General features: G+C 40.1%; 13 protein-coding genes and 2 tRNA genes. All 15 read right to left on the minus strand.

The features are described 5' to 3' along the window. Positions 1–30 precede the first annotated feature (30 nt). Positions 31–471, minus strand: coding sequence for a Fe-S cluster assembly sulfur transfer protein SufU (sufU, locus tag HT723_RS05965; RefSeq protein WP_001218476.1), 441 nt, complete (start codon positions 469–471; stop codon positions 31–33). Next, a complete protein-coding gene (locus tag HT723_RS05970) occupies positions 458–1,684 on the minus strand; it encodes a cysteine desulfurase (RefSeq protein ID WP_050261450.1) in 1,227 nt (408 codons plus the stop codon). The genes sufU and HT723_RS05970 overlap by 14 nt, the downstream gene beginning before the upstream one ends. Before the next feature lie 10 nt (positions 1,685–1,694). Further along, positions 1,695–2,957, minus strand: coding sequence for a Fe-S cluster assembly protein SufD (gene sufD, locus HT723_RS05975; RefSeq protein WP_050219083.1), 1,263 nt, complete (start codon positions 2,955–2,957; stop codon positions 1,695–1,697). Between the two features lie 27 nt (positions 2,958–2,984). Further along, a complete protein-coding gene (gene sufC, locus HT723_RS05980; protein WP_000114489.1) occupies positions 2,985–3,755 on the minus strand; it encodes a Fe-S cluster assembly ATPase SufC in 771 nt (256 codons plus the stop codon). Positions 3,756–3,954: 199 nt separating this feature from the next. Continuing rightward, complete coding sequence (locus tag HT723_RS05985; RefSeq protein ID WP_001041547.1) at positions 3,955–4,149, minus strand: DUF3272 domain-containing protein; 195 nt, start codon at positions 4,147–4,149, stop codon at positions 3,955–3,957. Between the two features lie 27 nt (positions 4,150–4,176). Next, positions 4,177–5,832 (minus strand): DNA polymerase III subunit gamma/tau, encoded by a 1,656-nt coding sequence (gene dnaX, locus HT723_RS05990; RefSeq protein WP_100104062.1) that lies wholly within the window; start codon positions 5,830–5,832, stop codon positions 4,177–4,179. Continuing rightward, positions 5,832–6,329 (minus strand): GAF domain-containing protein, encoded by a 498-nt coding sequence (locus HT723_RS05995; RefSeq protein ID WP_138705529.1) that lies wholly within the window; start codon positions 6,327–6,329, stop codon positions 5,832–5,834. The genes dnaX and HT723_RS05995 overlap by 1 nt, the downstream gene beginning before the upstream one ends. Positions 6,330–6,415: 86 nt before the next feature. After that, positions 6,416–7,618, minus strand: coding sequence for a 30S ribosomal protein S1 (gene rpsA, locus HT723_RS06000; protein WP_001001629.1), 1,203 nt, complete (start codon positions 7,616–7,618; stop codon positions 6,416–6,418). A 162-nt stretch (positions 7,619–7,780) separates the two neighbouring features. Beyond that, a tRNA-Gln gene (locus HT723_RS06005) sits at positions 7,781–7,852 on the minus strand. A gap of 9 nt (positions 7,853–7,861) precedes the next feature. Further along, positions 7,862–7,942: transfer RNA gene (locus HT723_RS06010), tRNA-Tyr, on the minus strand. Between the two features lie 49 nt (positions 7,943–7,991). Further along, the gene (locus tag HT723_RS06015) at positions 7,992–8,222 is read right to left on the minus strand and encodes a DUF2969 domain-containing protein (RefSeq protein ID WP_000037111.1); all 231 of its coding nucleotides are present in this window, start codon (positions 8,220–8,222) and stop codon (positions 7,992–7,994) included. A 167-nt stretch (positions 8,223–8,389) separates the two neighbouring features. Further along, positions 8,390–9,034: a pyroglutamyl-peptidase I gene (pcp, locus tag HT723_RS06020; protein ID WP_000699369.1), complete on the minus strand. Its 645-nt coding sequence runs from the start codon at positions 9,032–9,034 to the stop codon at positions 8,390–8,392. A 14-nt stretch (positions 9,035–9,048) separates the two neighbouring features. Beyond that, the gene (locus HT723_RS06025; protein WP_000137263.1) at positions 9,049–9,972 is read right to left on the minus strand and encodes a DUF979 domain-containing protein; all 924 of its coding nucleotides are present in this window, start codon (positions 9,970–9,972) and stop codon (positions 9,049–9,051) included. Next, positions 9,969–10,658 (minus strand): DUF969 domain-containing protein, encoded by a 690-nt coding sequence (locus HT723_RS06030; RefSeq protein ID WP_172934839.1) that lies wholly within the window; start codon positions 10,656–10,658, stop codon positions 9,969–9,971. Before HT723_RS06030 ends, HT723_RS06025 begins: the two co-directional genes overlap by 4 nt. Positions 10,659–10,722: 64 nt before the next feature. Beyond that, positions 10,723–12,657 (minus strand): peptide ABC transporter substrate-binding protein, encoded by a 1,935-nt coding sequence (locus tag HT723_RS06035; protein ID WP_345890241.1) that lies wholly within the window; start codon positions 12,655–12,657, stop codon positions 10,723–10,725. Between the last annotated feature and the right edge of the window lie 43 nt (positions 12,658–12,700).

Raw genomic sequence — 12,700 nt, forward strand, 5'->3', positions numbered from 1 at the left:
TACTGATTCATAAGACAAAAGAAGATCGTCTTATTTGTTATCTTGATTTTCAATTGTTTTCTTAAGGGCATTCCAAGCTAGGGTTGCACACTTGATTCGTTGAGGGAATTTAGCAACACCTGACAAGAAGGCTGCGTCTCCAAGACTATCTTGTCTGTCATCTTTTTGCCCTTGAACCATTTCAGAAAAAATGGTCGCAAGTTCTAAAATTTCTTGTTTGGTTTTTCCTAAAACTGCATCTGTCATCATGCTGGCAGAGGCAGTTGAGATGGTACAACCTGAGTTTAGAAAAGCGATATCTTCCAAACGGTCCTCTGCATCAAACTTGACAGAGAGATTGATAACATCCCCACAGGTTGGATTGTTGAGACTGATTTGCTCAGCATCTTCCAACTTCCCTTGGTGATGTGGATTTTTCGAATGGTCCGCTACCACTGCCATATAAAGGCTATCTAGTTTAGAAAGTGCCATTGAAAAACTCCTTTGTCTTTTGTAAGGCATCGACTAGCTTGTCGCAATCTGCCTTGGTATTGTAGATATAAAAACTTGCACGAGCTGTTGCTGAAACTTCCAAATACTGGAGCAAGGGTTGCGCACAATGGTGACCTGCTCGAACAGCCACGCCTTCATAATCCAAAGCAGTCGCGATGTCGTGCGGATGAAGGTCGCCTAGGTTAAAGGCAATGACACCTGAACGTTGAGCCAAGTCCTGCGAACCGTAAATGGTCAATCCTTCAATCGCCTGCAGTTTTGGATAGATATATGCAATCAGTTCCTGTTCATGGGCTTCAATGGCATCCATACCAATCTTTTCCAGATAATCCACTGCTGCTGCCAGTCCGATAGCACCTGCCATGTTAGGAGTTCCAGCCTCGAATTTCCAAGGCAATTCCTTCCAACTAGCCGATTGTTCGTAGACGAAATCAATCATCTCGCCGCCAAATTCTATTGGAGACATTTGCTCAAGATACTTTTCTTTGCCGTAAAGGACACCGATACCAGTCGGACCAGCCATCTTGTGACCCGAAAAGGCGAAGAAGTCCACATCCAAGTCCTGGACATCAATCTTCATATGAGGTGTAGATTGAGCACCATCCACTACCATGATTGCCCCAACTTGGTGGGCTAATTGAGTGATTTCCTTGATCGGATTGACCACACCAAGAACATTGGAGGCATGAGCTAGGGAAACAAATTTAACCTTATCAGTCAATTTAGCTCGCAAATCCTCCATATCCAAGGCACCGTCTTTAAGATAGACATAGACAAGCTCTGCTCCAGTCTTTCGACAAGCTTCCTGCCATGGAATGATATTAGAATGGTGTTCCATTACTGAAATCAAGACCTGGTCTCCCTCAGTGAGAATTTCCTCAGCAAAGCGTGCCACCCAGTTAAGGCTGGTTGTCGTTCCTCTGGTAAAGAGAACTTCCTTTGTAGAGCCTGCATTAATAAACTTACGAATGGTTTCACGAGCAGCTTCATAAGAAGCTGTCGCTCGTTCCGCTAAGGTATGGACACCACGGTGAACATTGGCATTGTCCTGCTCATAGTAGCTGTTAATAGCTTTCAGAACTACTAGTGGTTTTTGTGTCGTCGCAGCATTGTCCAGATAGACCAACGGTTCATCGTTGACAATCTGGTCTAAAATTGGAAAATCCTTGCGAATCGCTTCTACATCTAACATAGGCTACCCCTTAGCGTTTTGACAATTTTTCTTCGATAGTCGCAATCATTTCATCACGAACTTCCTTGACTGGAATCTCCACGATAACAGATCCAAGGAAACCACGGACAACCAAGCGTTCTGCAGTTGCCTTGTCCAAGCCTCGGCTCATGAGGTAGTACATGTCTTCTGGATCTACCTGACCAATAGAGGCTGCGTGTCCTGCAGTTACGTCATTTTCATCAATCAAAAGAATTGGATTGGCATCTGAACGCGCTTGGTCTGAAAGCATGAGCACACGGCTCTCTTGTTGGGCATCTGCTCCCTTAGCACCCTTAATGATGTGGCCGATACCATTGAAAGTCAAAGTTGCTTTTTCAAGGATAACCCCATGTTGGAGGATATTTCCGATTGAGTTGCAGCCATAGTTTGTTACGCGAGTGTCAATTCCTTGCACCTGACGGCCACTTGAAAGAGCTACAACTTTCAGGTCAGCATGGCTACCGTTACCAAGCAAGTCACTATCAAAGTCAGCAACGACGTTTCCTTCGTTCATGACACCGATTGCCCAGTCAATACTTGCATCGTTGCCTAATTTACCACGACGGCTAATATAGGCAGTAACGTTTTCACCTAGACGGTCGATAGCCGCAAACTTGACTTGAGCACCAGAACGTGCAATTACTTCTACTGTGATATTAGCAGTTGCTTTGGCACTTCCTTCACCGCGTGACTCTAAACGCTCCAGATAACTAATCTTAGAATTTTTACCAGCGATAATCATAATATGCTTGTTAAACGGCACATCGCTATCGCTGTCTTGATAGAAAATCCCTTCGATTGGTTCAGCAATTTCCACGTTATCAGGAATATAGAGAACAGCACCACTATTGAAATAAGCTGTATGGTAGGCTGCCAACTTATCATCGTCATACTTGACAGATGACATGAAGAATTCCTCAACAAGCTCTGGAATTTCTTCTAAAGCTGAGTGGAAGTCTGTAAAGATGATACCCTGTTCAGCCAACTCAACTGGAATTTGCTCAAAAACAGTTTGCGTTCCTACTTGCACCAACTTCAAGTGGTTATCTAGTGCAGTGAAATCTGGAACATTTGCTGATGGCTCGCTTTCTGTAATCGTCCCATCCCCCAGATTCCAACGGTGGAATTTGACACGCTCAATAACTGGTAATTCTAGACTCTCAATCTTATCAAAAGCTTTTTGACGGAGGTCAGCCAACCAGCTTGGTTCAGCGTGCATTTCTGAAAAAAGTTTAATATTTTCTTTAGTCATTTACTTCTCCTAAAAGATACGAGGGAATTACAATTCTTCCTTGTAGTCGTAGCCAAGTTCTTCAGCTAGTTTTGCGTATCCTTCACGTTCCAAACGCGCAGCCAATTCTGGACCACCAGAAAGGACAACACGACCTTCCATCATCACGTGTACCACGTCTGGTGTGATATAGTTCAAAAGACGTTGGTAGTGAGTGATGATCATAGCACCAAAACCTTCACCACGCATGGCATTCACACCTTTAGAAACAACTTTAAGAGCGTCAATATCAAGACCAGAGTCAATCTCATCCAAAAGGGCAAAAGTTGGTTCCAACATCAAAAGTTGAAGAATTTCATTACGTTTTTTCTCACCACCAGAGAAGCCTTCGTTGAGGTAACGCTCTGCCATTTCTTCTTTCATGTTGAGCAATTCCATTTTCTCGTCCAACTTAGTGATAAACTCACGAACTGAAATCTTCTCATCATCTTCTTTACCAGCATTCATAGCGGCACGAAGAAACTCAGCGTTAGTAATACCAGGAATTTCTGATGGGTATTGCATAGCAAGGAAAAGTCCCATACGCGCACGCTCATCTACTTCCAACTCAAGGATGTTTACGCCATCAAACAAAACTTCACCTTTGGTTACTTCATAGTTTGGATTTCCCATGATAGCGGCAGAAAGAGTCGATTTACCTGTACCATTTGGTCCCATGATAGCGGCAATTTCTCCTGTTTTCAGGGTCAGGTTCACCCCTTTTAAAATTTCTTTTCCTTCAATCTCAACGTGAAGATCTTTGATTTCTAATACTGACATGATAGTTCCTTTCTTTTTCAAGGCCTTTACAGTACTTACTAGAAACATACTTGATTTCCCTAGAAAGTACGGTAATACTCAATGAAAATCAAAGAGCAAACTAGGANNTTTTCGAAGAGTATAAAAGGTCTATAAATATACTTTTATAGTATAACAAAAAAAAGCCTAAAAGGCTTTGATTTTGTCTGGAAGCTGAGGGCTAGTCTTTCCTATTAAAATGCTGATCGATGACATCAACGATTTTGCCCATCACATAACTGACTCGGAAATTTCTGAAGAGTAAAATTGCCCAAAAGGCTGCCATAATATAGCGACCAGTCATCCAAGCTTCATTGAAAAAATAGGTCTCAGCAGCTGTAAACAGCGCCATAATAATAAATTGTTGTTTATTCATAAACTTATTGTATCATGAAATCTTTCTTTAGTCTTCCTCTACCTTCACTTTATCAGCCAAAAATTCAAATCCTTCTGGAATCAGACTTTCTTCTGCTTCTTTTTCAGTTTGAGAAGATTTGGCTTTAGCTGAAAAGGCTGCGCGAACTTCTTTCCATTCCTCCATGGAAATGGCTAAAATCTCAGGTGAAAAACCTGCTGCCTGACTGAGGATGTTACCAAACATGGTGTTGAGATTATCTCGTTTCATGGTTTGACCAGCATTGAAGTTAGACTCAAAAGCAAGAATAGCATGGTGTTCATTGGCCGCAACCGGTTGAGAACCAACTAGCAGAGCCTTATCAGGGCCTCCTAGACTTTCAATTACCTCTCCCCAGGCATTCTGCAAACGAATCAGATTTTGACGTGCTAAATCAGGATTTTCGACGGCCTCTTGTAAGATAGATTGCACTTTATTGCGATCAACACGATAGACTGTTTTGCCCGTAGCTGGTCGACTAGGAGCCGGTGCAACTTGTTTAGGAACCGCACCTACATTAGAAAGCTCTTGTTTGAGACGTGCAATTTCCTGTCTCAGTGCAGAAATTTCACTTTCAACTGCACCAGAAAGAGCTGGTTCGGGCTTGATTTCCGCCAAACGGATGGTCATCATTTCAGCATAAATCTTGGGCTGCAAACTAGACTTAATATCTGCTAAACTCACTGTCGCTAAGCGAATCATTTCAAACAGATTTTCTTGAGGAAGTGCCAAATTTTCTACAAAGACTGGACTATGATGAGTATTTTCTCCCCCTGTTTGAACAATTAACAAGTCTCTTAAATAGTGCAAAAGATCGGTCACAAAACGAGTCATGCTCTTACCATTGTCAAAGAGAAGATTTAAGCAAGCTAATGCTTTGGGAACATCCTGCTGGGACAAGGCAGCCACATAATCATCTAAGGCTGATAGGCTAATAGTGCCAGTAATTTCTTCAGAGATGGCAGTCGTCAGCTCATTTCCCTGTGTCAAACTCAGGGCTTGATCCAAAATAGACAAGGCGTCTCGCATTCCACCTTCAGCCCGTCTGGCAATGATTTCCACAGCCTCTGGCTCAGAACTGATATTTTCTTTTTCTAAGATATAGCGGATATGTTCCTTAATATCCTGTGTTTTAATCGATTTAAATTCAAAACGTTGGACACGGGATAGAATAGTAGCAGGAATCTTGTGCAATTCAGTAGTGGCCAAAATAAAGACCACATTCTGTGTTGGTTCTTCCAGCGTCTTTAGGAGGGCATTAAAAGCCCCTGTAGACAGCATATGAACCTCATCTATGATATAAACCTTATAACGAGCAAGGCTAGGCGCATAGGTAGATTTATCACGAATTTCGCGAATTTCATCTACCCCATTATTAGAAGCTGCATCCATTTCAATGACATCTTCTAAACTACCGTCCGTCACTGCTTGACAAATATAGCAGTTATTGCAAGGTTCGCCACCCACTTGATTGGGACAGTTCATAGCCTTGGCAAAAATCTTAGCTACACTGGTTTTTCCCGTTCCACGTGGACCAGAAAAAAGATAAGCATGACTTATTTTCTCTTGTTCTACTGCTTGTTTAAGAGTCTTAGCCACAACTTCTTGACCAACCAACTGGGAGAAGTTTTGACTTCTATATTTTCGATAAAGTGCTTGATACATTAAGATTTTTCCCCAAACATTGTAAAGTCCCATTCCGTCTTTTCAAGCAAAATAGCAACAAATTGTTCCAAATAATCTCGATCCATAGCATCGTAATCCTCAATCTCTGAAGAATCCAGATCCAGAACTCCAAGTAACTGACCATTCTTCATCATCGGCACCACAATTTCACTTTTAGCTAGACTATCACAAGAAATATAGTTGGGATAGGTCCTTACATCACCAACCAGAACTGTTTCCTGAAAGTGAGCCGCCTCACCACAAACACCCTTGCCTAGTGCAATACGGATGCAGGAAACACCTCCTTGGAAGGGACCTAAAACCAATTCCTTTCCATCGAACAGATAAAAGCCTGCAAATACGGTATTAGGAAAACGTGATTTTATGAGAGCACTGGCGTTGGAAAGATTAGCCAAAACATTGGTTTCGCCTTCCAATAGGAAGGACAATTCTTCATTTAACATTTGATAACGTGATTGTTTTTCTGATTTTAACATAGAACTATTATATCAAAAAAGGAGCAGAGACAAAAGAAAAAATCCCTTGTTTAGTAAACAAAGGATTTTGTGAATTTTCAATTTGATTAAAGTTCGATATCACCAAACAAATCAGCCATTGAAAATCCTGTTTGTGTTTCTGGAAGTTCGAAATCACGCTTCTCTTGACGTCTTGGACGACGTGGACGAGCAGCACGTTTTTCTTCTTTTTGTCCTTCTTCTTGAGCTGGACGTTCTTCAAGAGCTTTAATAGAAAGTGATACACGCTCTGCATCTGCGTTAACTTCAAGAACTTTAACTTGAACTTCTTGACCAACTTTAAGAGCTTCTTTTGGATTTTCAATACGTTTGTGTGAAATTTGTGATACGTGAACAAGTCCATCGATACCTGGCAATACTTCAACAAATGCACCGAAGTCAGTCAAACGTTTAACTGTTCCTTCTACTACATCACCTTTAGCCAATTTTTGCTCAACACCATCCCATGGTCCTGGTACTGTTGCTTTAAGTGAAAGTGATACACGTCCTTCTTCTTCGTTAAGATCAAGGATTTTCACTTCAATTTCTTCACCAACAGTTACAACTGATTTTGGTGAAACGTTACGTTCATGTGACAATTCAGTTAAGTGAACCAATCCGTCAACACCACCAAGGTCGATGAAAGCACCGAAACTTGTGATACGAGCAACTTTACCAGTTACAACATCACCAACAGCAAATTTACCAAATACTTCAGCGCGAGCTGCTGCTGTAGCTGCTTCAACAACTTCACGACGTGAAAGGATGAAGCGGTTTTCTTTAGCATCAACTTCTTTGATTTTAGCGTCAAATTCTTGACCTACAAAACGCTCAGTGTTACGTACGAAACGAGTATCCAACATTGAAGCTGGGATAAATCCACGAACACCTTCAAATTCTACTGAAAGTCCACCTTTAACGGCACGAGTTCCTTTAACAGTAACAACTTCTTCTTCGCGACCAACAAGTTTGTCCCATGCTTTGCGAGCTTCAAGGCGTTTTTTAGATACAAGGTATGTAACTGTATCAGTATCTTTACCAACTACTTGACGAAGTACAAGAACATCCAATACTTCTCCTACTTTAACAAAGTCATTGATATCTGCATCGCGATCGTTTGTCAATTCGCGAAGAGTCAAGACACCTTCAACACCAGTTCCAGAGATTGCAACGTTAGCTTGAGTCGCATCAACTGTCAATACTTCAGCACTAACAACATCACCAGTCTCAACTTGGCTAACGCTATTTAGCAAATCTTCAAATTCGTTCATCTAAAAAATCCTCCAACAATCAAGTTTTTTCTTAAACTTGACATACTTATAATTTTTTTCCTAAGCACTCGCAAGGACATGTTCATATCGTTCACGTCTTTCAATTATAAAAATAAAATACCCTAAGATATTTTGCTTTTTATCTTGATTATTACCTAAGAACTGGGGTAGCTGGATTCGAACCAACGCATGAGGGAGTCAAAGTCCCTTGCCTTACCGCTTGGCTATACCCCATTGATGAAATGGAGAGAGAGGGATTCGAACCCCCGAACCCGAAGGAGCGGATTTACAGTCCGCCGCGTTTAGCCTCTTCGCTATCTCTCCTACAATCAACATGGACTATTATATCATGAAAATTTCAAAAAAACAAGACTTATTTTGCTAAATTATAATTTTCAATCAAAATTTCCACAGCTTTTTCCAATTTTTTATAAAAACTATCGACATTCCCATTCTTTATGATGGCAAATTGTCCCTCTAATTCGGCAATTTCTCCGATAACTTTTTTACCAATGATCAAGGTATAGCCTTCAAAACTGTCTTTTCCTACATTAACTTTGGCATCTGCTACTTGAATTTCGATTTTTTTATCTTTCTTACTCATTTCATACCTCTCTTCACTTTTTCTATTGTACAAGAAAATCCTAAAACTAGCAAGAAAAAACTCTATATCAGGCTTGTCTGATATAGAGTTTTATGTAAACAACCTCAATCGATTTAGCATAGCTAATAGTTAGTAAACAAGCATAATTGACTATCCTTTTTAGGTTATCAGTGAGTCTCACCACCTACTAACTGCAAATCCTTATCTTTGTAGTCTACAATAGCTTCAATAGCTACCTCTATGCCTCTTACAATATCGCATAGACTCATTCCTGCAGTATTCGGCTTATTTACTACTTGTTCCATCATATATGGAATATGCATGAAACCTGCTCTCATATTAGGGAATTTTTTATCCACTAAATAAAGAGCTTGGTACATCAAATGATTGCAAACAAAGGTTCCTGCACTATTGGACACAACTGCTGGAAGTCCCTGTTTTTTAATAGCTTGTACCATCGCTTTGATAGGTAAACTACTAAAATAGGCCGATGCTCCATCAATACGAATCGGTGTATCAATTGGTTGATTGCCTTCGTTATCAGGTATGCGAGCATCATCTTGATTAATAGCCACTCGTTCAGGTGTTAAGCCGGTCCTGCCGCCTGCTTGTCCAATACAAAGTACAGCATCTGGTTGATATCGTAATATTTCTGCCTCTAAAACTTCTGACGACTTATAAAAAACCGTTGGAATTTCTACCCAGCGAACTTCGGCCCCATTAATCTCAGATGGTAATAATTTTACAGCCTCCAAAGCTGGATTAATCTTTTCACCTCCAAAAGGATTAAAACCTGTAACCAATATTTTCATTTTATTTTCCTTTACTAAAATGCGAGAAAGTACATTAAGAATATGTGAATAACAATCATTACTAGAGCAACACCTGCTTGAGCCTTTATAACGCCATTCTGATCTTTCATATCCATCAATGCTGCTGGTAGAGCGTTAAAATTAGCAGCCATTGGGGTCAATAAGGTCCCACAATAACCTGCTGTCATGGCAAGAGCACCAGCCACAATTGGATTAGCTCCCAGAGCAAATACAAAGGGAACTCCAACACCTGCTGTAATAACGGTGAATGCTGCAAAAGCATTTCCCATAATCATTGTGAATAGAACCATTCCAAGAACATAGGCCAAAACTCCTATAAAGCGACTATCTGAAGGAACAATACCGCTAATCAGATGAGAGATAACATCACCAACACCTGCTACAGTAAAAATAGCCCCCAAAGCCCCTAATAATTGGGGAACAATCCCACTTGTTGAAACTTGCTGAGTCATTCGATTGTTTTCTGATAACAGACTCTTAGGGTGACTGTTGGTAATCACAAGAACAGAAATTGTAGCAAACAAGGCGGCAAGGCTAATCGAAATCTTGCTAAATTCTGGAATCATTTGCGCTAAGACCAACGCAAGTATTGCCATCAGCATAACTGGAATAAAAATTTTATTTTTCAATCTGTTAGATTCAATATTGGCTTTCATTTCATCTAAGGATGGCAAGGTTCCGATACGGACTTGCTTAAACAATGTTAGCAGCGATAATAGGATTACAATAATACCAATACTCATATTTGGCATATAGGAACCACCTATAAACGTAATAGCCAATAGAGTCCAAAATGCAGATGTTCCAAATCGAACTGGGTTTGTTTTATCTTTATAACTACAATAGGCTGTATGGAGAAATTGACAACCAATCACAATATAGGTCAACTCTAATAGTTGCTTTGCCAACTCTGTCATTTTTGTTCTCCTCCCCTAGTCTTTTTTGATATCAATTTTTTATCAAATAAATAATTATAAATCCCCACTACAATAAGTGTTATAACAGCAACAATAATAGATGCAGAAGCAATCCCTGCATAATTGCTTTCATAGCCTAACTGATCTAATGTTCCCCCTATCAAGAGGACTCCACCAGCACCTACAAACGTATTTTGAGCAAAGAAATTTCCAAAATTTTCATTCGCAGCTGCACGCGCTTTTATTGTCTCATCTTCAACCTCTGTTAACTTTCTACCTAATTGAGACTCTGCTGCTGCTTCTCCCATAGGTTGAACCAAAGGTCTGACAAACTGAGGGTGTCCTCCTAGACGAATTGAAAAGAAACCAGCTAACTCTCGAATAAAGAAATAAACTGTATAGAAGTTTCCAACTGTCAGACCTTTAATCTTTCGAATCAAATCAATTGATCGTTGCTTGAGTCCAAAGGTTTCTGACAGCCCCACAAGAGGCAAGGTAACCATAAAAATCGTGAGTACTCGCTGATTGCTAAATTCTTTTCCCAAAATCTCCAAAAATTCAACAAGAGAAACACCTGAAACTAAAGCTGTAACCAAACCAGCTAAGACTACTGTTGCAATTGTATCAAACTTTAAAATAAAACCCACAACAATGATTGCTATTCCTATTAGCTTAATCCACTCCATATCAAACTCCTTTATATCCAAAATGACAGTATTTTTAAAATTTTATCAAGAGCAATACCATTCCTTATTTAATATGCTTTTCTAGTTCTTTTTGGTATTTGCTATTGGATTCCAATTTTTCTTTTTGCCATTTTTTAAGAGCTTCGTCATATTCTTTTGTTGTAACAATATCTTTTTGCAATCTCATTCCTTTAAAGATATATGGATCCCCCTTAATACCAACTTGTGAGTATGGTTTTGAGAATGGTACTACGTTACTTACAACTGGAGAACCACCAGATGAAGCTGTTGGCATCAATAATGAACTATCTGTCAACCAAGCTTGAGCTTTGGCATATTTTTCATATCTCTTCTCTAGGTCAGTGGTCTCAGAAACAGCATCTTCTAACAATTTCTTATATTGATCCAAACCAAGTTTAGCTACAACATCCTTATCTTTTCCTTTCGTAATACCAAGGTGTTTCATGGCAGAACCAGATTTTGGATCCATAATATTCAAGTAAGACGCTGGATCTTGATAGCTTGGAGCCCATCCTGTACTGTTCAAATCATAGTCTTTTTGAGAAGGAACACGCGCTTGTGATGTAATCGTTTCTTTTTCATTATCTGTCATTTGAAGTACATCGATGACAACATTTTCAGCACCAAGAGTTGATTCAATAGACTGTTTGAAAGAGTTGCTTTGTTGCACGGCGATAGTATCTGTTTGTTCAACCGGGACATCCAAGTGAATTGGGAAGGTTACCCCTTTAGATTCCAAGTCTTTCTTAGCTTTTTCGAAAGCAACTTTAGCCTTGTCAGGGTTGTAGATAGAATCCTTACCGTCAACTAGCTCAACACCTTTCCATTGGTCACCATAGTTCACCAACTCCGCTTGTGCGATTTGACCAAAGTTCTTACCACCTGCTTGTACGAAGTTATCTGGAACAAGGCTGTTACGAATAATCTTGTCTGCACCATCTTCACCGTTTAGCTGGGCAGCATACGAATGACGGTTGAAGGCAAAGTTGATAGCCTGACGGAAGTCCTTATTGAGCATCGCTTCTTTTGTAGAAGTCTTTTGCTCCTCACTTGTTTTCGCAGTTTTATTGTATGACTGACGATTTACGTTAAAGGTGAAGTAATAACTACTTGAGTCCTGTGGGCTATAAGTGATTTTATCTCCGTATTCTTCCAAAGTTGAAGCAAAGTTTGAGCTGCTTGGGAAGAGACGGGCTGTCGTATAAGCACCAGAGGAGAAGCTACGGATCAAAGACTCCTGATCTGAACCATCGTAGTAGGTCAATTTAATCTTCTCAATTTTAACATTTTCTTTATCCCAGTAATTTGGATTTTTTTCATATTCAATCAAAGATTTAGAAGTCAATGTTTTTAAGAAATAAGGTCCATTGTAGAGAATACCTGCTGGGCTAACCTCTCCGTAATTCTTTCCTGATGCCTTTAAAAACTCTTCATTTACAGGCAACATCGTTGCTGTGGTCACTTTTGAATTCCAGAAACTTTCTGGCGCATTCAATGTATACTCAACTGTGTAGTCATCCAAAGCTTTAACACCAACTGTAGAGAAATCATTGGTTTCACCAGTCATATAGGCGTCTAAGCCTTTAATTGAATTTTGGATGAGAGAGACACCGTCTGACTTACCGTCAGCTACGTGTTTCAATCCTGTTACAAAGTCATGGGCTGTTACTTCTGCGTATTCTTCACCTTCTGAAGTGTACCATTTCACTCCCTTACGAAGTTTATAGGTATAAGTCAATCCATCTTTTGAGACAGACCAATCCTCAGCCAAAGAAGGAATAACATTACCATATTTATCATTTTCCATCAAACCATCAACGACATTCCCGATAATATCTGTTGTGGATGTACGCGTTGCTATGCTGTAATCCAAGGATGCTGGATCCACTGCATAGACATAAGAAAATGTTGTCGGAGCATCTGCTTCTTTATCAGCTTTTCCACAGGCTGCTAAAAGAGCTGTTGTGCTCAGGACCACTCCTGCTGTTAAGAGCCACTTTTTCTATTTCATAAAAAATCTC

The sequence above is a fragment of the Streptococcus sp. 2106 genome, from assembly GCF_013277315.1.
Taxonomy (GTDB): Bacteria; Bacillota; Bacilli; order Lactobacillales; family Streptococcaceae; genus Streptococcus; species Streptococcus pseudopneumoniae.